The 23154-nt window shown below is 70.8% G+C and carries 28 protein-coding genes; 6 read left to right on the plus strand and 22 right to left on the minus strand.

The features are described from left to right. The 22 genes from C6376_RS31820 to C6376_RS31925 all read right to left on the minus strand — a co-directional run bounded on the left by C6376_RS31820 (nucleotide 1) and on the right by C6376_RS31925 (nucleotide 18620). Complete coding sequence (locus tag C6376_RS31820; RefSeq protein WP_107446538.1) at nucleotides 1–1305, minus strand: MFS transporter; 1305 nt, start codon at nucleotides 1303–1305, stop codon at nucleotides 1–3. An 18-nt stretch (nucleotides 1306–1323) separates the two neighbouring features. Next, nucleotides 1324–2514, minus strand: a complete 1191-nt coding sequence (locus C6376_RS31825; RefSeq protein ID WP_107446539.1) for a hypothetical protein — start codon at nucleotides 2512–2514, stop codon at nucleotides 1324–1326. Next, nucleotides 2511–2963, minus strand: a complete 453-nt coding sequence (locus C6376_RS45720; protein ID WP_079109522.1) for a hypothetical protein — start codon at nucleotides 2961–2963, stop codon at nucleotides 2511–2513. Before C6376_RS45720 ends, C6376_RS31825 begins: the two co-directional genes overlap by 4 nt. A 24-nt stretch (nucleotides 2964–2987) precedes the next feature. Beyond that, entirely contained in the window at nucleotides 2988–3233 is a 246-nt protein-coding gene (locus C6376_RS31835) for a hypothetical protein (RefSeq protein WP_107446540.1), read from the minus strand. 21 nt (nucleotides 3234–3254) lie between these two features. Continuing rightward, nucleotides 3255–3788, minus strand: coding sequence for a hypothetical protein (locus C6376_RS31840; RefSeq protein ID WP_107446541.1), 534 nt, complete (start codon nucleotides 3786–3788; stop codon nucleotides 3255–3257). Next, a complete protein-coding gene (locus C6376_RS31845) occupies nucleotides 3788–4540 on the minus strand; it encodes a glycosyltransferase (protein ID WP_107449315.1) in 753 nt (250 codons plus the stop codon). The genes C6376_RS31840 and C6376_RS31845 overlap by 1 nt, the downstream gene beginning before the upstream one ends. 47 nt (nucleotides 4541–4587) lie before the next feature. Further along, entirely contained in the window at nucleotides 4588–5160 is a 573-nt protein-coding gene (locus C6376_RS31850; protein ID WP_254076427.1) for a hypothetical protein, read from the minus strand. Between the two features lie 111 nt (nucleotides 5161–5271). Further along, nucleotides 5272–6087, minus strand: coding sequence for a hypothetical protein (locus C6376_RS31855; protein WP_254076154.1), 816 nt, complete (start codon nucleotides 6085–6087; stop codon nucleotides 5272–5274). A 267-nt stretch (nucleotides 6088–6354) separates the two neighbouring features. Further along, complete coding sequence (locus C6376_RS31860) at nucleotides 6355–6864, minus strand: hypothetical protein (protein WP_107446543.1); 510 nt, start codon at nucleotides 6862–6864, stop codon at nucleotides 6355–6357. A gap of 158 nt (nucleotides 6865–7022) precedes the next feature. Further along, nucleotides 7023–7994: a hypothetical protein gene (locus C6376_RS31865; protein ID WP_107446544.1), complete on the minus strand. Its 972-nt coding sequence runs from the start codon at nucleotides 7992–7994 to the stop codon at nucleotides 7023–7025. Next, on the minus strand, nucleotides 7978–8757 hold the full coding sequence (locus tag C6376_RS31870; RefSeq protein WP_173985776.1) for a hypothetical protein: 780 nt from the start codon (nucleotides 8755–8757) through the stop codon (nucleotides 7978–7980). The genes C6376_RS31865 and C6376_RS31870 overlap by 17 nt, the downstream gene beginning before the upstream one ends. Before the next feature lie 213 nt (nucleotides 8758–8970). Further along, nucleotides 8971–9888 (minus strand): hypothetical protein, encoded by a 918-nt coding sequence (locus C6376_RS31875; protein ID WP_107446546.1) that lies wholly within the window; start codon nucleotides 9886–9888, stop codon nucleotides 8971–8973. Beyond that, on the minus strand, nucleotides 9878–10018 hold the full coding sequence (locus C6376_RS44035) for a hypothetical protein (RefSeq protein ID WP_159083323.1): 141 nt from the start codon (nucleotides 10016–10018) through the stop codon (nucleotides 9878–9880). Before C6376_RS44035 ends, C6376_RS31875 begins: the two co-directional genes overlap by 11 nt. A gap of 137 nt (nucleotides 10019–10155) precedes the next feature. Continuing rightward, nucleotides 10156–10722 (minus strand): hypothetical protein, encoded by a 567-nt coding sequence (locus C6376_RS31885; protein WP_173985777.1) that lies wholly within the window; start codon nucleotides 10720–10722, stop codon nucleotides 10156–10158. Further along, nucleotides 10719–12254 carry a VirB4 family type IV secretion system protein gene (locus tag C6376_RS31890; protein WP_107446547.1) on the minus strand — a complete coding sequence of 512 codons (1536 nt, stop codon included), beginning with the start codon at nucleotides 12252–12254 and terminating at the stop codon, nucleotides 10719–10721. The genes C6376_RS31885 and C6376_RS31890 overlap by 4 nt, the downstream gene beginning before the upstream one ends. Before the next feature lie 28 nt (nucleotides 12255–12282). Beyond that, a complete protein-coding gene (locus tag C6376_RS31895) occupies nucleotides 12283–12744 on the minus strand; it encodes a DUF6238 family protein (RefSeq protein WP_107446548.1) in 462 nt (153 codons plus the stop codon). 94 nt (nucleotides 12745–12838) lie between these two features. Beyond that, on the minus strand, nucleotides 12839–14311 hold the full coding sequence (locus tag C6376_RS31900; protein ID WP_173985778.1) for an SCO6880 family protein: 1473 nt from the start codon (nucleotides 14309–14311) through the stop codon (nucleotides 12839–12841). An 81-nt stretch (nucleotides 14312–14392) separates the two neighbouring features. Beyond that, on the minus strand, nucleotides 14393–15769 hold the full coding sequence (locus tag C6376_RS31905; RefSeq protein ID WP_107446549.1) for an ATP-binding protein: 1377 nt from the start codon (nucleotides 15767–15769) through the stop codon (nucleotides 14393–14395). 36 nt (nucleotides 15770–15805) lie between these two features. Beyond that, nucleotides 15806–16492, minus strand: coding sequence for a hypothetical protein (locus tag C6376_RS31910; protein ID WP_061334900.1), 687 nt, complete (start codon nucleotides 16490–16492; stop codon nucleotides 15806–15808). Next, on the minus strand, nucleotides 16492–16800 hold the full coding sequence (locus C6376_RS31915; RefSeq protein ID WP_061334899.1) for a DUF6112 family protein: 309 nt from the start codon (nucleotides 16798–16800) through the stop codon (nucleotides 16492–16494). Before C6376_RS31915 ends, C6376_RS31910 begins: the two co-directional genes overlap by 1 nt. Before the next feature lie 245 nt (nucleotides 16801–17045). Then, nucleotides 17046–17414 carry a hypothetical protein gene (locus tag C6376_RS31920; RefSeq protein ID WP_107446550.1) on the minus strand — a complete coding sequence of 123 codons (369 nt, stop codon included), beginning with the start codon at nucleotides 17412–17414 and terminating at the stop codon, nucleotides 17046–17048. Nucleotides 17415–17486: 72 nt separating this feature from the next. After that, entirely contained in the window at nucleotides 17487–18620 is a 1134-nt protein-coding gene (locus C6376_RS31925) for a C40 family peptidase (RefSeq protein ID WP_107446551.1), read from the minus strand. 512 nt (nucleotides 18621–19132) lie between these two features. Here C6376_RS31925 and C6376_RS31930 point away from each other — a divergent pair. The 6 genes from C6376_RS31930 (at nucleotide 19133) to C6376_RS31955 (ending at nucleotide 23129) form a co-directional block, all read left to right on the plus strand. Beyond that, nucleotides 19133–19888: a site-specific DNA-methyltransferase gene (locus C6376_RS31930; protein ID WP_107446552.1), complete on the plus strand. Its 756-nt coding sequence runs from the start codon at nucleotides 19133–19135 to the stop codon at nucleotides 19886–19888. 239 nt (nucleotides 19889–20127) lie between these two features. After that, on the plus strand, nucleotides 20128–20667 hold the full coding sequence (locus tag C6376_RS31935; protein WP_061334896.1) for a DUF4913 domain-containing protein: 540 nt from the start codon (nucleotides 20128–20130) through the stop codon (nucleotides 20665–20667). After that, on the plus strand, nucleotides 20664–21149 hold the full coding sequence (locus C6376_RS31940) for a hypothetical protein (protein ID WP_061334895.1): 486 nt from the start codon (nucleotides 20664–20666) through the stop codon (nucleotides 21147–21149). Before C6376_RS31935 ends, C6376_RS31940 begins: the two co-directional genes overlap by 4 nt. An 18-nt stretch (nucleotides 21150–21167) precedes the next feature. Next, nucleotides 21168–21866, plus strand: a complete 699-nt coding sequence (locus C6376_RS31945) for a hypothetical protein (RefSeq protein ID WP_107446553.1) — start codon at nucleotides 21168–21170, stop codon at nucleotides 21864–21866. A gap of 17 nt (nucleotides 21867–21883) precedes the next feature. Continuing rightward, nucleotides 21884–22633 carry a hypothetical protein gene (locus C6376_RS31950; RefSeq protein ID WP_107446554.1) on the plus strand — a complete coding sequence of 250 codons (750 nt, stop codon included), beginning with the start codon at nucleotides 21884–21886 and terminating at the stop codon, nucleotides 22631–22633. 181 nt (nucleotides 22634–22814) lie between these two features. Then, nucleotides 22815–23129: an SH3 domain-containing protein gene (locus tag C6376_RS31955; RefSeq protein ID WP_061334509.1), complete on the plus strand. Its 315-nt coding sequence runs from the start codon at nucleotides 22815–22817 to the stop codon at nucleotides 23127–23129. Nucleotides 23130–23154: the final 25 nt, after the last annotated feature.

Consider the following 23154-nt stretch of genomic DNA (forward strand, 5'->3'; position numbering starts at 1 on the left):
TCAAAAGGGTTGGAAAGTGGGGGTGTTGCGCCCGGAGAAGGGCGTCTTGTGCCGGCCTCGGAGCGGGCGGCGGTGCTGGCCGCTCTGCATGTGGCCGGTGGGGCCGAGACGTCGGCGAGCGGCGAGAAGGACGGTGAGAGCGAAGGCCGCGCCGGCGGCGGGGAGCGCAGCGCCGGCGAGAGGCTGCTCGGCGAGGCGTCCGGCGAGGGCGGTGCCGGCGGACTGCCCGGCGCCGATCGCGAGGATCAGCCACGCGTACGCCTCGCTGGTGCGGCCTGCCGGGGTGAAGGCGTCGGTGGTGACGTAGGCGCAGGCGACCACGATGGTCAGGAACGCACCGGGCACGGTGACCGCGGCGGTGGCCGCATACGGGGCCGGAAGAGCAAGGATCGGGAGCCACCCGGCCAGGAACGCGGCTGTGGCGATGATCAGTCGCCTGGTGGTGGTGCCGGTCCAGGTGCGGCTTCCGTAGATGAGGCCGCCGAGGAAGGCGCCGGTGGAGAACGCGGCGGGGATGATGCCCGAGAGCATGTCCTGGTGGTGGTGCTCGGCCATGGAGATGGACCACACGTTCATGGCTCCGATCGCGAATCCGATGCCGGTGAGGGAAACGAACAGCAGCAACACGGCAGGGGTGGCCAACTGCCGAGCCGGGGCCGCGTTTTGCCCCACGAACGGTTCGGGTCGCCAGCGTCGCGACGGCGGAGCGAGGGCGACCGCAGCGGTGCCGGCCAGGCCGAGGGCTGCGGTGACGGCGAGCGCGACGGCGGGGTTGTACGCGGAGGCGAGCGCGGCGGAGAGCAGGGGGCCGACGATGTACAGCAGGCCCTGCGTGCCGGTGTCGAGCGCGAGCGCGGCGTGCCGCAGCCGGGGGTCTGGCAGCACGCTCGGCCACAGCGCCCGGAGTCCGGCCTCCAGGGGAGGCGTGGTCAGGCCGCCGACGACGACGATGGCCGTGGCGAGGCCCGGTCCGCCGTACGGTCCGGCCAGGGGCAGAGCCACCAGGAGGGCCGAGTTGAGCAGGGCGGCCGGAAGATGCACCGCGCTCTGGCCGTGGCGGTCCATGAGGCGTCCCTTGACCGGCTGGGCCAGCGCGGAGGACAGCCCGTACAGGGCGCTGAGCAGCCCGCCGAAGGCGATGCTGCTGCCACCCGCGGTGGCCAACAGAAGGATGGCGACGGGCGCCATGCCGTTGGGAAGCCGGCCGGTGAGGGTGCCGCTGAGGAGGCGGGCGACGTACGGGCTGCCCAGCACCGCGCCGTAGGAGATGCGCGGGGCCGGGGCCGGGGATGCGGTCAGGGACAACGGGTGCTTTCTCGGTGCTTAGCGGTGGCGGGCGGGCGTGATGGCGCGGGGCGGCGGCGTGGGTGGTGCGGTGTCCACGGCCGGACGCGGGCGGACGCGCAGCACGGGGGTGCGGTGCGGCGGCAGGACGGCGACGGTCGCGCCGAGGTCCTCGGCCGCCTCCTCGACTTCGCGGGTGAGGAACTCCATCTGCCGGCCCAGCGCCGAGAGGCGGGCGGCGATCTGGCGGCTCTGCACGGTCGCCAGCGCGCTGGCGAACTGGCTGCTTGTTTCCAGGAGTTCCTGGAGACGGACCATCGGGCCCGGGGTGTAGCCGCGCTGGACGGCGCCGAGGAGAGCTTCGGAGGCGTCTCCTGCGGTCTGGCCTTCGACGACGTCGCGGATGAGTTCCTGCAGCGACACCTCCGGGACCTGCGCCGGGCGGTTGAACCGGGAGACGTCCGCGCGCAGCACGCCAGGCGGGACCGGGGCAGGCAGTACCTTCCCTGCCTCGTATTCGTGGGCGTAGTGCCCGATCACCTGCCAGCCCGGTGCGTCCGGGTCGCCTCGCAGCGCGACCAGCGTCGAGTCATCGTTCTCGATGAGGTGGGCGAGGGTGATCGGCTGCCCGTCGGCGGCGTACCACGACTCGGTCAGCTCCAGCTCGCCTCGCTTCTGCGCGGCCTGGGCCCTCTCGGTCCACATCCGCTGCTCTTCGTCGGGCAGCGGGGCTTTGTGGTGGTGGTGCTTGTTCTGGTCGGCGATGTCGCTGGCGATGAAGCTGTGATCCGCCCAGGCGGCGAGGTGCGGCCACAGGGCCGAGTGCTGTGCGCGTTCGGCCGGGGAGCCGGGGGTGTCCGGCCGGTCGAGGGCCCGGCGGATCTCGGCGGCGGAGGCGGCCAGGCCGTCCAGCACGGCCCGCCACCCGGCAAGGTGCCGGGCGGGTGGCAGCTCGTCGAGCGCACGGCGGGCGGCGTCGAGCAGAGTGTCGGCGTGCGGGGCGAGGTGCGTGGTGTACGCCTCCACCGCCGCCCTGTTGCGGTGGGCTCGTGCGGCTGCCGCGGCGCCTGCGTGGACGATGCGACCGTAGCGGTCGCATGCCATGTCGAGCGCGACCTCGCTCTCGCGGTCGATGACCGCCATCCGCAGCCGGAAGTTGCGTGCACCGTTCGTGAGTTCCGGTGTCACCGGGACGGAGCCGTCCCGGGTCGGATTCCTCGCGGGCGTCATCGGGACCGTCCACTGCCCGAGGCCGTCAGATGGACGGTCGGTGCGTAGGCGGGCTTCGGCGGGATCGGTCGGGCCGAGGGCGGGGAAGTGGTGGGCGGTGTGGCGCGCTGCGTCGTTCGGCCGGCTGCTGCTTGGGCGAGACGGCTGCGGCGCTCCCGGAGCCCGTTCGGCCGGTCCGGGCGTGGTGGCCCGGCGGAGAGGGACGGGTCGAGGCGAACGTCGGCCTGCACGCTGTAGCCGAGGCTGCGCAGGTCGTGGACGGCTTGGCGCGTACGGCGCAGCCCATCGCGTTCCGGCTCGGTGAGCCGGTACAGGCCCGGCGAAAAGGGGACGGGCTCGAACTGCTCGCGGACGAGGAACCACTCGGCCAGGTGAGGGGTGAAGCTCGGTGTGGCGGTGGCGACGAAACCGTGTTCGGGATGGGCACGGAAGCGGAAGTGGTCGGACAGAGAATGATCCCTTCTATCTACTGGTCAGCGGCGAGGGACGGCGGATGGGTCGTGGTACGCCGGGCTGGTTGCAAGGGGGCGGGTCCGCCGGTGGCGGGCTGGGCGCACGTCGGGGCCGGGCATGCTGTCGCTTCCGTCGTCCCGTTTGGTGAATCCGGCCTGGTCCAATGCGGCGTTGGCCCACTGGTACTGCTCGCCGTGGGCGATGGCGGCCAGGGCGGCGGCGCGGCTGTAGGCGAGCCGGATCTCGGCAAGAGGGTTCGGGGGCATCCCGTGGTCTGCTGGCGTCGTTCAGTGGCGGTTCGGCTGCCGTGACTGGGCGGCGGCAGCTGGCTGGGCCCGTGGGCCGGTCGTGCGCGGTGTGGACGGCCCAGACGGTGCCGGGGTGGAGGTCGCGCGCAGGGCGGCGGCGGTGTGGTGCAGGCGTGCGCGGGCCGCGACGTACTTCTCGGCCGTCATGATCCGCAGGACTTCGGGGTCGTTGCGCAGAGGCGAGTGGGCGAGATCCTCCACGGCCTCGCGCTGGAAGCCGGTCGTGGCGTAGGTCAGGGCTTCGGCGAGTGTGTCCAGACCTCGCGTGATACCGGCGGCGGCCCGGGCGAGCTGGACCAGGGCGACGCGTTCGGGCGGGTAGACCGTCTGCGGTGTGGTGAACCGTTCCTGCGCGTGTTCGATTGTGTGCTGCAGATGGTGGGCCAGCACGCCGATGTCGTCGGTGAGCGTGATCAGGTCGACGGCTTCGGGGCTGGTGGGGAATGAGGCGGCCAGTTCCTCCAGACGCCTGGCCAGGTAGTCGAATGTGGCCGGAGTGACGGAGGAAGACATCAGACCACCCCGGCCGCAGCGCTTGTCTCCCGGGCGCGGAGGGCGGCTCGCAGGCTGCCTCCGTAGTTCCACGCATGCCGCCGAGCCTCCGGCTCCAGGACGTCATGGGCGTCCTGGCGGGTCATCTGGCCAGGGTGTTTGCGGTACCGGTAGACCGGCAGGGGAAGCAGGATCCCGGGGGCGAGGCTGGTTACGCCGAGGGCGGCGCAGTAGTCCTCGCCCTGGACGAGCCCGCCCATCGGAGCGGCGCGCACCAGGTAGGTGCGGGCGAGGATAGTGGTCGGCCCGATGGGGATGGTGTCCGCCGGTGACTTCCAGTACGTCCACACGTCGCCGGCCTCGTGCCGGCCGGGCGGGGCGGGGCAGCGCCACAGGGTGGTCGAGCCGTCGGGGTGCAGGTCCTCGCTCCATCCCGCACACCAGCCGACCCCCGTCGATTCCAGGATGTTCAGCCGCACGGACATGGCGTCGTCGGTGAACTCATCATCGTCATCTGCCCAGTTGGTGTACCGGGTGCGGACATGGGCGAGGGCCAGGTTCCGGGCGCAGGCGGCGCCGACCGGGCGCGGCAGAGCAAACGTGCGGACGCGGGAGTCCTGCGCGAGCGGGTCCGGCAGGCGGTCCGGCGAGGCACCGTCGAGCGCGATCACGGCCTCCCACGGCACGGACTGCCGGGTGAGGCTGGCGTGCATGGCGGTCAGGTAGTCGAGCCGGTCTTCGCGCAGGCGGCTGGCGATGACGACGGTGATCAGGGGCGGGGTGTGCGAGGGCAGGGGAGGCTCCGGGAAGCGAGAGTGAACTAGCGGCGCGTGGCGGGACGCGGGGCGTGGGCCTTCGCCGGGGATGCGGCGGGAGCGCCCGGGGGCGGCGTGCTGCGCGATGCCCGGATAACCGGTGCGGGGTCGAGGGAGGACCAGGCCGCCGGGTGGTCGTTGAAGGCGGTCCGCGGGTCGATGGCCCAATCCACGACCGGGCCGATGTCCTCGTGGAGGAGGCTGATCACCTCGATGCCCTCCTTGTGCAGGATGTACCCCCACTGCATGTCCTGCTCGTCGGCGGTCTCGTCGGTGACCGACATGCGCACCGGCGGGGAGCCGTACGGGGTGATCAGGTGGTCGAGGTTACGGCTGGGCCACTGCTCGCCGCCGGTCAGCGCGGCCACGAGCGAGGGCGGGGCGCCGTCGAGGAGATCGGTGCCCAGCTCGTCCCAGCCGACGGCGACGTCGTCGATGAGGTGACGGGACATGGCTTCCACGTCGCGTCCGAACTTGTACTGGTAGGCGGCCAGGAGCAGCGGCAGGTGGTGGCTGGGTACGCCGTCGAGCTGGACGTGGATGCCGCTGTATCCCGTACCGGTGGTGGGGCGGGCGATGAAGGAACGTGTGGACAGGGAGTTCTCCGGATCGAGCAAGGAAGCGGGGACGTCGGGCGGCCATCAGGGGCGCGCGGCCCGTCAGGGGTGGTGCGTTTACACGCGGTCCGATCAGGAGGCGACCGGGGGGCCGGAGGCGTCGGTGCGGGCGCAGGTATAACCGATCAGTCGGGACGTCTCGGCCTTCGCGGGGACGATGGCGGCGTCGTTGCACACGAACGTGTACGTGATGGAGGTGCGGGGCACGTCGTGGAGCCAGGCCCGGTCGTCCTTGCCGGGGTTGATCTGCAGGCCGGAGTGCGCGACGGCGTCGGTCTGGGTGTGCGTGTGGGAGAAGAGGATCAACGCGCCGCCGTCGGTGGTCCTGAGGGCGTAGGCGTCCGTGTAGCGGTTGGCGGCGCCGGCGAAGACGGTGGTGCCCTGGTTCCCGTAGCGGGTGCCGGTCTTGCCGTGAACCTCGATCTGCCGCTTGCTTGCCTTGGTCGGCGCAAAGACCTTCGTCCCGGTGTCCGTGCCTCCGGTGGCGAAGTTGTCGAGCACGGCTGCGCGTAGCAGGTCGGCGTCCGCTGCCAGCTGCTTGTTGCCGGCGGCGGGCGCGGCCGTCGCGTACCCGTCCCGGTCAAGGGCGATGTCCGGCAGCTTCTGGCTGTCCAGGTCGACGACGGAGACCATCTCCCAGCGCTTGTGCTGGGGGCGTCCGGCGAACACTGCCAGACGCGAGGGTGCCTTGCCCTTCTGCTCCGAGAGCGCGGCGGCGAACCAGCGGTCCTGCCCCGCTTCCAGGCGCGGGATGTACAGCTCGGCGTTTGCCGAGTCGTAGGACCACGGCTTGTACGGCTTGCGGTCCGCTGCGGGAAGCCCTTCGGTCTCGGTGTAGTCCGAGATGGACATCGCGTACAGCGGGCCGTCCTCGACCGTGTCGAGCAAGCGCCGGTCGCGGTCGGTGTTGGCCTCGTTGTTGATCTTGGAGTAGTGGGAGATCTGGGCGAGGGCCTCCTTCGTCGTCAGCGCCGGCTCGGCGGTCGGGGTGGGGGAGGCGCTGCTGCGGGTGGCCCTGGCTGTGGTGTCGGCGTCCGGGCTGCCGGAAGTGGCGCAGGCGGACGCGGTCAGCGCGACGGATACGGCAGTGAGCAGGAGGGCGGTGCGGCGTGCGGAGGTGTGCAGGGGAATCAGGAGGCTCCGGTAAATAGGGGGTTAGCGGGTACGGGATGCGGTGGCGGATGCCGTCGGCGGGGACGGCGCGGTCACGGCCGGTGCCGCCCGTGTATCGGCGGCGGCACGTAGTTGCTTCGCGGCGCGGGCGAGGCAGGCGCGGCTCTCACCGAGCCGGTCCACGAGACCCGGGTACGTGGAGGCGATCGCCCGGGTGCGGGCAGGACCAGGTGCTTGGTGGGTGAGGTCGGCGAGGAGGCCGAGGTGGTGCACGGCCGAGCCGAGGGCGGCGAGCGCGGCACTGGTGGGCTCGGCCGCTTGGGCGAGCGCGAGCGTGGTGCGGCGGTGGGTGGCCGTGACGCGGGTCGGGTAGCGGGCGGCGGCCCGGTGGCGGAAGGCGCTCTCGCCGACGAGGTAGGTCAGCAGGCTGGCCAGGTGGCGGACTTCGTCGTCCAGGATCTCGCTCAGGGCCGGGTCCGGTTGAATCTGGTCGGGGAGCGGGAGGTGGTCGGCCACGGCGTTGAGCCGGTCGGCCACGTCGTGCAGCAGCATCCGCTGGTCAGGATCGGACAGCGGGAACTCCAGGATGGGCGGGGGCGTCTACCGCCGTGCCGAGGACGGCGTGCCCGCCGTCGGCTGTATGCCGGGCGCTGCTGTGGGCGGGCGGGTCGGTGGGCCCTCGGAGGCGGACAGATCGGTGCGGGACGCGGTCATGGGTTCCTGAGGCGCCGGGCGGCCTGGCGGTAGCGGGGCAGGAGCCGCCGGGAGACCGTGTGCGCGGCGCGGACTGCCTCGGCGGGGACTGCGATCGCGTGCGGGGCGTTGTCGTCGCCGAAGTAGTCGTGGGTGATGCCGTGCAGAGATCGCGCGCCGACGAGGACCTGCCCGCGATGCAGCGGGCGGTCGATCACGACGAGCTCAAGGCGGTTGGGGCCGGTGAGGATCGCGGCGCGGGGAACGCGGAATTGCATCCAGGCACTGGCCAAAGACGCGTTGTCCCACAGGTCGTCGAAGAAGTCGAGCTGGCTGTCCGGATCGGCGAAGTCGGTGATGCAGGAAACCCATTCGCCGGGCAGACGGTGACACAGGCCATGGGCGAGGGACTCCAGATCGCTGCCGGAGGTGGCGATGCGGACGGCCTCACGCTGTGAACGGCGGTACTCCCGTTGCTGGTTGTCGCGCCACAGGTCTTCGACGCGCTTGCCCGCAGCTGGAGAACCGGCGTCCGCGAAGATGCGGGGCAGGTGGTATTCCACGCCGATGCCTTGTCGGTCGGCATGGGCGAGGAACCGCGTGAGCCGGGCCGGAACGTCGTGGTCGTACCTGTCGTGGATCAGGATGGAGCCGAAGACGCCTCGCGGGCGCCAGAAGCCGTGGTCGGTAAGGAGGGTGTGGGCTGCAGCGGGGGCGTCGTTGCTGGTGAGGGCGATGACACCGATCTGGTCGTGATCGCCGAGGCTAATGGCGGGCATGGGCTTGTCTGCAGGTCCGTCAGTGTCGAACAACGCCAGGCTCGTGCGAGTGGAGTTGATGTCCGACGATGAGGCTCCGGCCGGTGACCCGCCATCGTCCGGGACGTGGCCGGTGTGGTCGAGCAGTTCGAGGGGCTCGGAGGTACTGCGCAGTTCGAGGTTCTGCTGCTGCGACCGGTGCGGCGTCGATTGTTCAGCGGGTTCTGGCACGGGGACCTCGTGGTGTCGGGAGGGCGGGGGCTACATTGCTTGTCGCCGTGGGCGGGTATTTCTTCGCTCTCATGGCAGCCTCGTGACCTGGCAGTACACGTCGTCGGAGGTCTGCTCGCGGAGGCGGAGCCGTCGACGGAGCGTCGGGGGCGGCGAAGGGGTGTGTGCCGCCGACGAGGGAGGGGCGGCCATCGAGTTCGTCGAGCCAGCTCAGAAGTTTGGGCAGGTTCTTGTCGGGCCCGAACGCGAGGTAGGTGCCGTCGGCACTGTCGCAGCCGAACCACTCGGCTATCCCCAGCCTGATCCGGGAGTTGACGCGGCCCATGTGCACGCCTTTGCCGCGGGCCTTCGCCTCGCGGGCCAGCCGTTCGGCGACGGGGCCGAGTTTCCACTCGGTCGATCCGGCCAGGAACAGGACGTCGAAGTCGTCCCAGGGCAGCAGCCCGGGTGTATCGCAGCCGTCCTGGGCCGCGTAGGCCGCGGGCACGCCGAGTTCGCGGATGCGGGCCAGCCACGGCAGGGACTCGGTGAGGGTGCCGGCGGCGTCGAATGGCTGGTCCGGGGCGAGCGCCCACAGGCAGCGATCCGGCCCGTACCGTTCAACGGTCCGGTGCAGCCAGGCGAACCATGCTTGGGCTCCGGGCCAGTAGCGGCCCTTGCCGTCGCTGCCGAACTTGGAGTTGTCACAGGCATACAGCGCACCCTCGGGGATCCGACTGCCTTGCGCCGGGGTGGTCATACAGCCGATGCGTCCGGCGCTCATCGCAGCCCGAATCTCAGGCCCCGAGGGAGTGCCGAGATAGCGCACCGTGTACCTCCCCGGAGGCGACGCCGACCGCCGTCCGGGCCACCTGCCTGCCGGGCGGAAGTCCACGAAGTGGGGCCTGCGGCTGGTGGACCTCGCCATTTCGGGAAGGCGGCACATTCCTGGTCTTTGAGCCGGGCGAGGGCGCAGTGAGCGTCGGGTGTGCCTGGTTCACCGGGTGCGGCCGGGCACGGGGGTGGTCGCCGTCGGTGGCCCCTGGCTCGGGCCCGGCGGGAGACCGGCCCGGGTGGTCCGGCGCGCGGGGGCCAGGGCACGCATGCGGTCGACAGCGGTGTGCAGGTCCTCGCCGAGACTGCGCAGGGTGGCCGCCGCGTCCTGAAGGTCGTAGTGGAGGTCGAATCCGTCGTCCTGCTCGGATTCCTTGGCCTTTTCCGCGGCTGCTTCGAAGAACTCGCCGAGCCGTTCCAGCAGGCCGCTGGTGGGGTCCAGGATCTGGTGCAGCAGGGCGGCGGCGTCCGCAGGTGACTCGGTGGCGTTGAGCCGGTCGGTGAGAGCGAGGAGTACGTCGCCGTAGACGAAGGTGCGGTCCGCGTTGCCGGAGACGTCCGCGGGCTCGGGGGTGCGGAGCGCCGGCTCGGCTGCGGACACGGGCGTACGGGCGGTGGGCGAGGAGGGAGTTGGCAGCAGTCCGAGCTGATCGAGGCGATGGTTGATCGCCTCGATCAGGAGCTGGGCGCTGCCGCCGTGCCGGGCTTCGGGCCGCTGGGGTGCACCGGGGTCGTCGGAGGGCGCCGAGTCGTAGAGGACCTCGGACAGCGATGGGTTGTCGGGGTGCTCGCGGGTCGCGATCCAGCCCTCCGGATTTCCCGGAGGGCGGTCGGAGGGGGGCTCCTGCGGCGGACCGATGATCAGGTGACTGACGTCGGGGAGGGATACGCGCACGATGTAGGCGCTGAGGCCGAACTCGATGTCGCACTCCAGCCCGCGCTCTCGCAGTGGCGTGGTGATGTGCGCGTGGCGGCGCCACAGCTCCTGCCACCACGGCGTGTCCACGTTGCGGTGGTCGGGAAGCGGTGCGAGCGCAGCCGCGCGGCGGGCCTCTGGAGTGTTCTCCTGGTCAGCGGCCACGGTTCCTCCTGCGGGAGGCCGGCGCGTGGTGGGACGGAGGTGTCCGGCGTGCGGGGTCGGCTTCGGGCTTCGGCACGGGAGCGAAACCGAGTTCGTAGTCGTCGTAGGCGGCGATCAGGTCGTGTTCCATCTGGACTTCGCGTTCGGCGACTTGTGCGATGAGCTCGTCGTGCTCGGCCTGGCACTGCTGGTAGTCGGCCCAGTCGGCGTCGCTGAGGTGGGCGGGGCGGTTCAGAGGGCTCCTTGAAAGGGTGGGGCCGGTCCGGGTCAGCGGTGGCGACCGCGCGGTTTGGGCGGCGGTACCGGGCTCTGGCGGTGGGAGGGCGTGAGGAAGAAGCGGTGGAAGTCGAGGTGGTCGGTGAGTTCCTGGACTGCGTCACCGAGCGCCTGTGCCGCGCGCCGCAGACAGGCACGCGCCGTCGCGTGTTCGACGACCATGCGGTTGTCACGGACGTAGCTGTCGTTCTCGCTGTGCGGCCGGGGCGGTGAGAGCGCGGTCTGTGCGGTCTCGGCGAAGTGCGGTACGGCCTGGCTCGACAGGGTGACCGCCGACGCCAGATGGGTGAGGACGGCGCTGCCGGCACGGTTCGTACTGGAGGTGGTCCGGGCGAAGTCCGCGGTCAGCTGGACGACATCACGGGCGAGCGCCTGTGCGCCGGTGACGTGCTGGAGAAGCGCGGTGTAGGACGGCGAGGCCGGGACGCGACCGGTGTCGTCCAGCAGCTCCCACTGCTCGAACGCGCCGGAGAGTTTGCCCCTCACGGCGTTGAGCGCGTCGATGAGGTGGAGCGTGGTGGCGCGCGGGATCAATTCACGCCGGATATCAGGTTTCATGAGTCTTTTGCGGCTTTTTTATGCATTCGGGCGTCGGTGTCGAAGAGTGCCAGCTCGTACGCGTGCAGGAGGTGCTGCACGATGAAAGATCGTCCGGCGACTTTCCACAGGCCACGCCCTCGGTTGAGGTGGGCGATGGCGTCCATTTCGACGGAGGTCAGGCCGAGCAGCGAGGCCGCGGCGTGGAGTTGGTCGGTCTCCTGGCGGTAGATGATGCGGGTGCTGCAGTCGGCGAGGAGGCCCTCGGCCAAGGCCCGGCCTTGTGATCCGGCGTCGCCGGCGGTGAGCAGGTCAGACAGCCGGTGGATCACCATGAGGTTGGCGATGCCGAGGCCACGGCTGAGCTTCCACTGGGCCTGCATGCGCTGCAGCAGGCCGACGTGCCGCATCAACCGCCACGCCTCGTCGTACACGATCCAGCGCCGGCCGCCGGACGGGTCGGAGAGGGCGGACTCCATCCAGGCACTCGCGCAGGTCATCGCCAGGACGAGGGCGGTGTCGTCGCCGGATCCGCCGAGCCGGGAGAGGTCGATGGTGAGCATCGGTGCGTTCGGGTCGAAGGCGACGGTGGAGGGAGCGTCGAACATGCCGGCCAGATCACCGTGGACGAGGCGGCGCATGGCGTGGGCCAGGTCGCGTGCGGCGTCGCCGAGTTGGCCCGACACCATCCCGGCGGCCTCGTCGAGCGCACTGGGGTTGTTGAGGGTGGCGGCGACATCGCCGAGCAGTGGGGTGCGGCCAGTGTGGACGGCGCGGGTGACGACGGCGTCCAGGGCGACGTCCAGGGCGGTGTGCTCCATGGGCATCAGGTCCCGGCCCAGGACCGTCCGGGCCAGGGAGCCGAGCAGGAGCAGGCGCCGTTTGCGGATCTCGCCGCCCCAGTCGTCCTCGGAGACGCTGTGCGGGCGCGGGGCCGCGTCCAGGGGGTTCAGCCGTCCGGGCAGTCCGGGGCCGAGAGCGACGGACCGGCCGCCGAGGGCTTGTGCCACCGGCGTCCATTCGCCCTTCGGGTCGCACGGGACGTAGACGCGGTATCCGAAGGCCACCGAACGCAGCGCGAAGGACTTGGCGAGTGCGCTCTTGCCCTGGCCGATGACCCCGGCGAGCAGGAGGTTGGGGTTGGTGAATCCCTCGACCTTGCCGTACAGCGCGAACGGATCGAAGACGAAGGACGCTTCCGCGTGTACGTCGCGGCCGATGTAGATGCCCTCGGCGCCGAGTCCGCCTTCGGCGAGGAAGGGATAGGCACCGGCCGCGACCGCGGTGGTCATGCGGTGGGCGGGCAGTTTCAGCCGGTTCCCCCGCGCGGAGGCGGGTCCGGGACGTCCGTTCGCCGGGTAGAGCGCGGTGGGCATCTCGTGCGCGGCGGACGCGGTCTCGCTCTGGTGGGCACTGGCTTTAGCGCGGGCCTTGGCGGTGGCCTCGGCGAGCTGGCGACGGGCGGCCTTGCGGCTGGCGCGGTCGGTGCTGTGGGGGGTGAAGAGCGGGCTGGCGGAGGCGCGGCGTGCGCGGCGGGCGGGCCGGTAGTTCATCGGTGGCCCTCGTTTCTGCGGGTAGTGCTCATCGCACGCAGGCTGTGGTGTGCGGGCGGAGGTCGGTGGGGGTGGTCTTGCGGCGGATGCTGTGGCCGGCGGCGAGGTGGCGCTGGCAGATCGTGAGCACGGGCGGTCCCTCGGGCAGCCGCTCTGGATGGCATGCGCTCGTATCGGCTTCTGCGGCCGTGTTGTTGGGCAGCAGGTGGAAGGCGGAGTGGACCTCGCTGGTGGCCTGCCAGAGGCGGGTGCGCGCGGTGGCGAGGTGGCGGCCGGCGGCGGGGTGCGCAGGCCGGGTGTTTTCGGCGAGCCGGTCCATGAGCTGGTGCAGGGCGGTGAGGTGGGCGTGCAGCACGTCAAGGTGCACGCGGTCCGCTGGCCGGGGCGGGTTCGCGTCCGACGGTGCCAGGGCCCGGGTGTGGTGGCGGACTCCGGCGCTCGCGGCGCGGAGGTAGGGGTGCGCGTCGTCCGGACGCGTGGGAGCGGTCAAAGGTGGTGGTCCTTCCTGCCGGCAGGCAGGGGCGGTGACGGATGATCGAAGAGCGGCGGGCGCCACGGCGCTGTCCGGCGGGGACGGGCCCGGCTCACAGGGCGGTCCGGGCGAGCGGGAGCGCGGTGAGGGCGAAGGCGTCCGGCTGCTGGTAGTTGAGCCGTCGCAGATCGACGCCGGAGGTGACGGCGTGGGTCTCGATCTGTGCGCAGGCGGCGTCCAGGAGGGCGTCGGTCTCGGCGGTGACGGTGACCAGTCCGGTCAGGGCCACGTCGGCGTGTCCGGCGATGAGTTGGCGCTCACGCTGCTTGACGTCGGCGTACTCGACGGAGTCTTCCTCGCTGTCGACCTGCCCCCGGCGGGCCCTCTCGTTGGCGTCGGCGATTATCGCCGCCTTCTTCCGCTGGACGTCTCGCAGCGCGGACTCGAGTCCCTGCGGCACGTATATAAGGGAGAGGCTGCGCCGCACGCCGGCCGTGAACATGATCCCGTGCAGGAACCCGGCCCCCATCTCCGTCCTCGGCCAGTTCTCCACCCAGTACGTCGCGTGCCGTGCGCTGTCGGTGGCGAGCCGGTCGTACTCCTCGAGCTGGACGACGGGCCCGGCGGCTGCGGGATCGGCCTCGGCGCGGCCGGTCTCGGACCACTGCTGGAGGGCGGCGAGCGCCTTGGGGTCGTAGGCGGTGCGGATGACGGCGGCGATCTCCCTCGCGGTCAGCCATCCGGTGACTTGGAGTCCGGCGTTGCGCGCGGCCTGGGCGATGGAGGCGGTGGTCTGCTCCATGACGGTGAACGCGCCGGGCAGCCCTCCGCCGGCCTGGTTGATCAGGCGCCGGGCGGCCTTGAGGTCGAGGGAGATGGCGAGGTAGGTCTCGTGCGGGGCTGCGGCAGGGCCGGCCGAGGCGACCAGCTCGGAGTAGATCTGTCCGGCGACGGGAGTCTGGGGCTGTCCGTTGTGGGTCCAGTGGCGGGTGAGGGTGTCGCCCGAGTCGGGGATGGTGCGTTCCAGCACCTGCACAGTGGCGACGTGCCCGGTGCGGGCGATGCCCGCGAGCGCGCGTCCCCAGCTGCTCACGTTGTGGTTCTGGGTGGCGGGGTCGAGGAGGGCGAAGGCGCGGCTGGTGACGCGGGCGATGGCGGTCAGGGTGTGCTGGTGCGGGTCGTGGACGGCTGCGGCGCCGTTGGCGGAGTCGCCGGGGGTGACCACCTTGAGGGAGGCGGTGGTGCCGGGCAGGTGGAGGATGCCGTCCTGCCGGGGCCGGGTGACGGGCCGGGCGAGCCAGAGGGTCTGGCCGGTACGGCGGCGGTGTGCGTAGCGGGCGACGATCGGCGCCCAGTCGATGAGGGAGCGGCCGTGCCGGCGGATTGTGACGAGCGCACCGGATGCCGCCCACAGCGGGGCCAGGGCGACGGCGCCGAGCAGTCCGGTGGAGACCACCGTCATCAGCAGGAGCGCCAGTGTGCAGGAGACGAGGATGAGTTGGGGCAGGGAGAGGCCGAGGAGGATGCCGCGGCGGGACCGGTGCGGGAACTTCACCGTGACCGGGGCGACGGAGAGATCAGTCAAAGGGGCGGGTCCTGGAGACGCGGGGGAACCCGGGGGCGGGAGGTGCAGCGCACGTCCCGCCCCCGGTGGACGGGCAGGGGATCAGAGGCCGGTCGGCGGCGGAGAGGGTGAGGCCGACCCGCTGGACGTGGCGTTCTGTGAGCCGGAGGGCGGGGGTGCGCCCTGCGGCGGCGCGGTGGTGGTCGGCGGCGCGGACTGCCATCCGCTGCCCTGGCCGGAGGCGGCGTTCGCTCCGGGCCCGCCCGGCCCTGGGCTGCCGCCCACTTGGCCGCTGGTGTCGTCGGACACGCTCGTCGGCGCGGGCTGGACGGCTTTCTCCAGACCGGACTTGACCGCGTCGCCACCGGGCGAGACGCCCGTACCGCCGTCCTGCGAACCTTCCTTGCCCCCTCCGCCGCCGGTCGGGTTGGCGGCGACGTCGCCGGGGAAACCGCCACCGCCAGCGGCGTCGGGCCCCTGCGGTGCGGCGCCTGCTCCGGCTGCAGCGCCACCGGTTCCGGCAGTGGCCGCAGCCGCGGCGGCCTTACGGGCGGCGTTCTCGGCATGCGCCTTGGCGATCTGCGCTCCGGCGCCACCGGCACGGTGGATGGACTCGCCGTCGGTCCCGTCGGCCGCCCAGTGCACGAACTTGAAGACGGCGTAGGGGCACAGCAGCACCAGGATCATGATCACGATGCCGGACATGACGTCGGCCAGAGCGGCGATGCCGTCCTTGGCCTCGGTTTTGCCCATGGCGGCGATACCGAGGACGAAGATCACGGTCATCAGGAGCTTGGAGACGACGAGGGTGGCGGTGGCCTCGATCCAGCCCTTGCGCCAGCGCCGCGCGACCTCCCACCCGCCGCCGGCGGACGCGAAGACAGCCAGCGTGACCATGACGAGGATGCCGACCTTGCGGACCATCATCACGCACCAGTAGAGGAAGGCACCGACGGCGGCACCAAGGCCGGCGACAACCGCAACGAGCCAGCCCATCCCGGACAGGCCCGCGATCTGGTTGACCTTCACGATGCGTCGCACGGCCGACTCGATGTTCAGGTGGGCGGTCTTGAACAGGCCGTCGCTGACGGCATCGACCACTTCGACGGCGACCGTGGTGAAGGCGATGGCGCAGAAGGCGAACAGGACGCCGCTCATGGTGCCGGTGAACGCTTGTGCCAGGGCTTGTCCGTCGCGTCGGATGGCGGCCCGGACCAGTTGTGCGCAGAATGTGGCGACCAGCAGGACCAGGCCCAGAGGCAGCAGCATCTCGTAGTTGTCGACGAACCACGACGCGTTGAGGTCGACCTTCGTGGTGGTGTTGACGGCCTCGGCGGCCAGATCGGCTGCGGCGGCGGCCAGTTCACCGGCGGACTTCGCCATCCAGTCACCGATGGCCTTGCCGGGGTCCGAGGCGAAATCGACTGCGTCGCCGACGGCGCACAGCTTGTCTGCCAGGGGGAAATCACAGAAACCCACGAGGAGTTACTCCTCCTTTCTTGTCTCAGGCGCGGGTCACTGCGTGACGCTCGGGGCGATGGCTGCCAGGGTGCAGTCGTGATTCGGGCGGCACTGGACGGCGAGGGTCACGGCCCGTTCCTCGGCTCCGCCGCCGCCCTTTTTCCAGGCGATCTGCTGCGTGCCGTTGACGGTGACGACGTAGATGTACGCCTCGGTGATCGCGGACGGGTCGTCGGCCAGCGCCTGCTTGAACGCGGAGGGGTAGTGGCCCTCGGTGACGCTGGCGGTGGCGTGCTGGTCCTGGTCGGCCATCCGCGACCACAGCACCGGATCGGGCACTTGGCCAGAGACCGAGGCCCAGTCGGCGTACTTGGTCTCCGTGGTCATCCAGGCGCGCATGCCGGCGAGTTGTTGGTCGCGGCTGGTGTCGCGGGTGTCGTAGGACCACAGCATCTGGGCCGCCGCCTTGGCGTAGGCGACCGGTTCGGCGATCTGCGGAGGCTGGGACACCGACCCGGATCCGGAGGAAGGCTTGGGGGCGGCCTCGGAGGAGGACGGGCTGCCACTCGGGGTAGGCGCGGCGGTGCCCGGGGCCTGGTGGCCGTTGCCGCCGCCGGTCAGCAGGGCGACGATCCCGGCGACGGCGAGCAGGACTGCGACGGCGGAGGCGACGATCGCGATGCGCCGGTTGGCCGACCAGCCACTGCCATACGAAGACAGGGAGGGGAGTCGTTTCTTCATCAGTGCACCTGCGACCCGAGGGTCGAGAAGAACGCGACGATGCCGTTCGCGGCGCCCAGGCCCAGGGCGGCGCCCGCGGCCACGACCGCGCCCTTCTTCCCGTTGGCCTCGGCCTGGTGACCGCCCGTGTGGTGTCCCCAAGCCCACACGCCGAGCGACACAGCGAGGGCGCCGACGACGGCGATGATGCCGAACAGGTTGATCGAGTTGACGACGTTCTTCAGCACGCTCAGGCCGGGCAGGCCACCGCCCGACGGCGTGATGCCGGGATCGTAGGCCAGGTACTGCACGGTTTCGAGTAGGGGCAAGGAAGCTCCTTGGGCGCGCCGAAATTTGGCGCGCGGGAATCACAGAAGGAAAGGGAGGAACGAGGCAGCGCCTCGTAGAAAGGGAGGGCAGACACCGTGGAGACACGGGCTGGCCCGGGCGGCGTCCGCGAAGAGACGGCATCGCTCGCACGAGGACGCAGCAGGTGCCGCGCCGAGGCTGCGGACCGAGCCAGTGCTCCCGGCGAAGGCGCCGGCTCAGGGGCCGAACCGGCCGTGGAAGACCCCTACTTCGGGACCGGCGGCTTCGGAGCGGGGTTGGTCTTGTACGGGTTCGCGCAGTTGTAGATCATGTAACCGCGGCCGATTTTCTTGCCGTCCGACTTCCGGGTGACGGTGCCGCGCGTGTACCAGGTCTTCTCGGCCTTCTTGTAGACCCACTGGTCGTAGACGACCTTGTCGTGCCTGTAGCCGATGCCCAAGACCGTGGACGTCTTCGACGGTGCCTTGCGCACCTTGACCGCACTGCAGCTGATGGTGGTGGTGTCGGTGTCGTACGCCTGTGCTGCGGTGGCGGTGGCGAGGCCGCCGGCGACGACGGCCAGGCCCAGAGAGGCTGCCGCGATGGCACGCTGGGCGCGGGGGCGGGTTATCAAGAAGATGCTCCGTACGGTTGAGGGAATCTCGGTCAGAGATGTGCGCCGGGGCCCCTTGCGCCCCGGCCGGTGTCACCGGACGCGGCGGGCGGCGAGGATCGTCCAGTCCTTGATCGGAGTGATCCGGACCGGCTTGGTGGTGCGCGGCGCCTCGATCACGAGGCCCTCGCCCAAGTACATGCCGACGTGCTCAGGGCGGGCGGCACTGCCGCGGCTGAAGATCAGGTCGCCGGGCTTGAGTTGAGCTGGCGAGACCGCCTTGCCCTCGTTGACCTGCGTATACGTGGTGCGGGTGAGCGTGACGCCTGCATGTGCGTACGCCTGCTGCATGAGGCTGGAGCAGTCGCAGCGGCCCATGGGGTCGGGGCCGTGAGCGTTGGTGCAGGTGCCGCCCCACTGGTAGAGCGTGCCGAGCTGGTGCATCGCCCACTCGATGGCCTTGCGTGCCTTCGGATCGGCGTCCTTTGGGATCGCGTAGCCCTTCGGGACGCTTCCCTCGGGGATACGGCCGAAGCCGGAACCGTCCTGGCCCGGAGCACAGCCGCTCGTGCCGGTCGATGCTTGCTCGCCCTGGTCTGCGCCCTTGCTGTCCGCGTCGGTGCCGCCGCCCGGGAAGGTCTTGGCGATGGCATCCTGCAGCGCGGTGGCCAGGCTCTCCCACTGCGCATACGCGTCGGGGTAGGCGGATCTCTGCACGGCTTGGGCGGCCTGGGCGACGGTCATCTGCTGCCAGCCGCTCACCTTGAGCAAGTGCTTGTAGAACTGCTCGGAGGCGTAGACCGGATCGCGGATCTGCTGGGCACTGCCCCAGCCCTGGGAGGGACGCTGCTGGAACAGGCCGAGCGAGTCCCGGTCCCCGTAGTTGAGGTTGCGCAGCCGGCTCTCCTGCATCGCGGTGGCGAGCGCGATGATCTGTCCCTTCCTGGGGACGTCGAGCGAGAGGCCGGCGGCCACGATCGTCGCCGCGTTGGGGACTTGTTCGGCGGGCAGGTCCAGGCCCTCGACGTGGACGTTCTTGCCGGACGCGCCGTCGAGAATCTTGGTGACCTGCTCGGCGACCTCGTCGGTGTCGATGTCGGTGAGGCAGCTGCTGAAGGAGCTGCTGCTCTGCACGGCGTCGGCGGAGGAGGCCAGCATCATGCCGGTGCCGGCGATCAGGATTGGGGAGAGGAAGACGACGCCGATGCCGGCGGCGAGCGCCTTCAACCGGAGCGGATCGCTCGCCGGCCAGGGCTTTCGGGCGTGGGTGGGTGGCGAGACGTCATGAGCGTGTCCTTCGGGGTGCAGTGTCCGGCGTGCCGCGTGCGCGAGGCATGATGGGAAGGGCGCGGCGGCCGGGGCGGGCGATCAAGGCGGGCCGGTGGGGGCGAGTTGCCGCTCGCTCCGCGTGGCCGGGCGGTGAGCTAGGTGTGCCGGGGCAAGGGGGTACCTCCGTGAGGTGGGGCAGGGAGTAGTCAGCGGCGGTGTGCGCCGGGCGGTTCAAAAACAGTAGGCCCAGATCGGCGGTTGACCAAAAAGCTGGCGTGAGGTATCGGAATCCGGCACCTCACGCCAGCTTTTTGGTCGTCGGCGTTTTCGCCTCTACAGTTTTTGGACTCCCCCTCGCCTTCCTCGGTCTGTGGCCCTGGGCTTCTGCATGCCCACTCCCGGCCCGCGAGGATTTGTGTGCGAGGCGGTGAGTTCTCTCCGCGACTCCGCACCCGAATAGGGGTTCCTCTTTGCCTTTTTCTCTGCACCAGGGCGACGCCCTCAGTGTTCTCGCCGGCCTTCCGGACGGCTGCGTCGACTCCGTCATTACCGATCCGCCGTACAACTCGGGCGGTAGGACCGCGAAGGAGCGCACCACCCGCTCCGCGAAGCAGAAGTACACCTCCGCCGACGCCCAGCACACCCTGCCGGACTTCACCGGCGAGAACATGGACCAGCGAAGCTACGGGTTCTGGCTGACGCAGATCATGACCGAGGCCCACCGCCTCACCAAGACCGGCGGGACCGCTCTGCTGTTCACCGACTGGCGTCAACTCCCGATCACGACGGATGCGATCCAGGCGGCAGGGTGGCTGTGGCGTGGGGTACTGGCCTGGCACAAGCCGCAGGCCAGGCCCCAGAAGGGCCGGTTCACCCAGAACTGTGAATTCATCGTCTGGGCCAGCAAGGGGGCGATCGACGGCTCCCGGAACCCCGTCTATCTGCCCGGCATGTACTCGGCCTCGCAGCCCTCGGGGGCGAAGCGTCAGCACATCACGCAGAAGCCCGTCGAGGTGATGCGCGAGCTGGTCAAGATCAGTCCTGAGGACGGTACGGTGCTCGACTTCTGTGCCGGCTCCGGCTCCACGGGGGTGGCCGCACTGCTGGAAGGCAGGGACTTCATCGGCGTGGAGAAGACCGAGCACTACGCGGCGATCGCGGCTGACCGGCTCACCGAGACGATCCGCAAGACCCTCACGCAAGACGACGTGGTTCTCACCGCCTGAGCCGCGAGCGCGCTTCCCGTCAAGGCGACCGGCGCCCTAGTGCCAATCCGGCGAAGTGGACTTGTCACCCGTCGGCGGTCCGAGCATTGCCGCTTCCGTCTTCCTTACATTCCGCGTCTCGTAGGAGGCCCAACTTCTTCATGCCCGAACCCATAAAACCCCCTGACGATGGGGAGTTGGAGCCGGTACGCATTCCCGATCCACAGCTGGAAGGAATCGAGGCGAGCGTCCGACGGCTCATGGAGCAGTCGGCGCAACAGGCGCAGCAACTCGACCACCTCGCGTCCGCCCCTGAGCCGAGCGGATCGCCGTTCGCCGCGTTCGGCATGCCGGGGCTCGGCGGGCCGCCTGCCGCCGCTCCGCCGGAGCCCCGCCCGATCCTGGAACTCGACGGGGAGGAACGCGAAGACGAACTCGACGCCTTGTCGGACTGGATCGACGACTTCTTCCTCCCGGTGTACGGGGCGGAGGTCACCACCGCAGCGCCCTGGTGCCTGCAGTGGCAGGAGCACGATGATGTCGTGGCCTGGCTCCACGCCCTGTGGCTCGCCTACCAGCAACACAAGGACCCCGAAGCCGGATTGAGCGGCCTGTTCGTGTGGCACCGGGACTTCCTCACCCACGCCCTTGCGGCCGTCCGCGCACCGGGCGGGCCGCTGTCGGCCTGCATGACCTCTCCCGACCGGCCAGCGCACCGTCTTCTGCCCGGCCCGCCGCCGTCCGCGCGCACGGAGACGGCGGCGGCGGAAGCCGACGGGCCCGCAGAGCCGACGTCATGACCGCGGGACAGGGACAGCCCGCCTTCGGACTGAGCTTCGACCCCCGCGCGCTGACCGATCTCCTCCAAGCCCCCAGCGATATCCGCGACCTCACCCTCGCCTACCTGCAAGAAGTCGTGAACGCACAGCGCTTCGGACTGCGCCTCGACGGTGACCTGGAGGGCTACCGAAAGCTCTTCGTGGACTCGCGCAAGGACTGGCGCGTCGTCTACGGCGTCCGCCCGGCCCCCGCGGAGTCCGCGCACTCAAAGGAGATCCACGTCGTCGCCATCCGGCCGCGTGCGGGCAACGACGTCTACGACGAGGTCGGCCGCCGCCTGGGGATGACCCGCCGGCCGCTGAGCGCCCGCACCCACGCGGCCCGCTCCCGCTCCCCGCAGCTGACCACCCGCACTCCGACGCCCCGGCCCGGTCCACCGTCCACCGCAACGCCGGGTCTGCCCCGTCCCGCACACAACCCCGCGCACCACCACACCCGCTGAACGCACGGAACCTCGCCTATGCCCCCTGAACCCGCGCCGACACCAGCCCGGCGTGCGGTCTCCCCGCTCGACCACCGCCTCGAAGCCGCCACCGGCCACGACATCGACACCCTGTGGGCCTACCGCGACCGCGGCATCCTCGACGAGCCACACGCCCACCTGGTCGATCGACACCGCGAGCTGGCCAAGACCCAGACCGGCGTCACCTTCTACCGCCGCCTCCTGAACCGCCTTTCCAGCGGCGAGTTCGACGTCAACGACGCCCTGTTCACGCGCATCCACCGCACCGTGGACCAACTGGAGGAGGCCGCCGACGCACGGAACGCCGCCGCCGGGAAGGTACTCGCCGCCCTGGAGCCCATCGAGGCCGCCGCAGCGGCCCCGGCGCCCGAAGCGCAGCCACTCGCGACGGACGACCACGCCGCCCTGCTCGCCATCGCCGGTGGCGCCAAGCTCTACGAACACCTGCTGACCGGCCGGATGTCCGTCACCGCCGCCTCCGGTACCCGCATCCCACACGCCAAGCTGCAGCGACTGGAGGACGCCGGCCTGGTCGTGAGGGATACCGGCCACCCCGTGCACGCCGGCCAGCCGGTCGCACTCACCGACGCCGGACGCGCCGCGCTGTTCGCCGCCCGTCGGACCCCCACGACACGGGCACCCACGCTCCCGGCTCGCCCCGGCACGTCGCCGTCCACGCCGGTGCAGCGGCGCTGAACTCCACCGAAAGGCCCTTGTTGCCCCCTACCGAACCGGCGCCGGCCCGGAAGCCCATCCCCCAAGTCGACTTCGAGCTGGACGACTTCGATGCCGACGAGGAGATGTACCTCGACTTCTACCGCCAGGTCGCCGTCCACGAGGACATGCTCGTCCCCCTCGCCGCACACCACACTCCCAACGGCGCGCACAGCTACTACGTCCTCTTCGACCGCACCGCCACCTGGGGACACCCTGGTATGCCGCAGCTGCTCGCCGTGCATCTGCAACGGGACCGAGAGAAGCGGACGTTCACCTTCGAGCAGGCCGGCGTGCCACTGCCCGCGATGGCGCAGTCCTGGCTCGTCCACCGCGGCTGCCCGCAGGACGCCATCGGCCTCGACCCCGAGCTGGGGCCACCGCCGGCAGACGAGGCGACTCGTGCGCTGGAGCGACGCCTTGCGGGCGACGGCGACCACTACGCCATGGGCTACTCCTACACCCGCGACGACCCGGACGACATGGTCACCGTCGTGGCACTGCGCGCCCTGGACGAGCGAGCCCCCAGCCCGTTCCGCGTCGTGGTCGAGGAGGTCGACACCGACGCGTGGACGCACACCCTGCGCGAGGGCGGCTTCGACACCGTGGGCGAAGCCCTGCAGTGGTGCGACGACCGGCTTACCGACGAGGCCAGCCCCCTGCCGCCGGTCCGCCCGGCAGCCGCAGCCAGCCGCCCGGCCGTCCTGCCGAAGGCCCCTGCTCCACGCCCGCCCGGCCGCTCGCGCTGAGCGCCAAAGCCGACGCTGGCGGCGCAACATAGCCGACGATCGCCGGTTAGCCAAACCGGCGAGTCTCCGGACCCTTATACAGCCGCCGGGACAACTCCCGCGGCGCCATTCCACACAATCCCTATGCCTTCACGGAGGTTTCTTCCGCATGCGCTCCACACGAATTGCCATATCCGCGGCGATGCTCGGCACGCTCGCCCTGCCGGTGCTCTGCGCCACCACCGCCAGTGCGGCACCCGCCGCGGTATCTGCGGCCCCCGCGAGCAGCTGTTCGTCCCTGCCGCCGCTGCCGTACAAGGTCCACGCGTCGGCTGTGACCATCCGGTCCAAGGCCACCACGAAGTCCACCGCGCTCGGCGTGCTTTACAAGAGCCACAGGTTCACCGTGCACAAGAAGAGCGGCAACTGGCTCTACATCACGGACAGGTCGACCGGCGTCAAGGGCTGGGTGTCCGGAACCTACGTCTACCGCGATACCCGTATGTGCCTGGACTGACAGGTATTCAGCAGGTGCCCGTAAG

The sequence above is a fragment of the Streptomyces sp. P3 genome, assembly GCF_003032475.1.
Lineage (GTDB): Bacteria > Actinomycetota > Actinomycetes > Streptomycetales > Streptomycetaceae > Streptomyces.

Bases quoted from the DNA above. Each gene is read 5' to 3' on its own strand.
- C6376_RS31870 (WP_173985776.1), bottom strand. From the start codon at position 8,757: ATGAGCGCCGGACGCATCGGCTGTATGACCACCCCGGCGCAAGGCAGT.
- C6376_RS31835 (WP_107446540.1), bottom strand. From the start codon at position 3,233: ATGCCCCCGAACCCTCTTGCCGAGATCCGGCTCGCCTACAGCCGCGCC.
- C6376_RS31860 (WP_107446543.1), bottom strand. From the start codon at position 6,864: ATGCTGCTGCACGACGTGGCCGACCGGCTCAACGCCGTGGCCGACCAC.
- C6376_RS31910 (WP_061334900.1), bottom strand. From the start codon at position 16,492: ATGAAGAAACGACTCCCCTCCCTGTCTTCGTATGGCAGTGGCTGGTCG.
- C6376_RS31935 (WP_061334896.1), top strand. From the start codon at position 20,128: ATGGAGCAGTCGGCGCAACAGGCGCAGCAACTCGACCACCTCGCGTCC.
- C6376_RS31825 (WP_107446539.1), bottom strand. From the start codon at position 2,514: ATGACGCCCGCGAGGAATCCGACCCGGGACGGCTCCGTCCCGGTGACA.
- C6376_RS31955 (WP_061334509.1), top strand. From the start codon at position 22,815: ATGCTCGGCACGCTCGCCCTGCCGGTGCTCTGCGCCACCACCGCCAGT.
- C6376_RS31885 (WP_173985777.1), bottom strand. From the start codon at position 10,722: ATGAAACCTGATATCCGGCGTGAATTGATCCCGCGCGCCACCACGCTC.
- C6376_RS31890 (WP_107446547.1), bottom strand. From the start codon at position 12,254: ATGAACTACCGGCCCGCCCGCCGCGCACGCCGCGCCTCCGCCAGCCCG.
- C6376_RS31940 (WP_061334895.1), top strand. From the start codon at position 20,664: ATGACCGCGGGACAGGGACAGCCCGCCTTCGGACTGAGCTTCGACCCC.
- C6376_RS44035 (WP_159083323.1), bottom strand. From the start codon at position 10,018: ATGGAACACGACCTGATCGCCGCCTACGACGACTACGAACTCGGTTTC.
- C6376_RS31840 (WP_107446541.1), bottom strand. From the start codon at position 3,788: ATGTCTTCCTCCGTCACTCCGGCCACATTCGACTACCTGGCCAGGCGT.
- C6376_RS31945 (WP_107446553.1), top strand. From the start codon at position 21,168: ATGCCCCCTGAACCCGCGCCGACACCAGCCCGGCGTGCGGTCTCCCCG.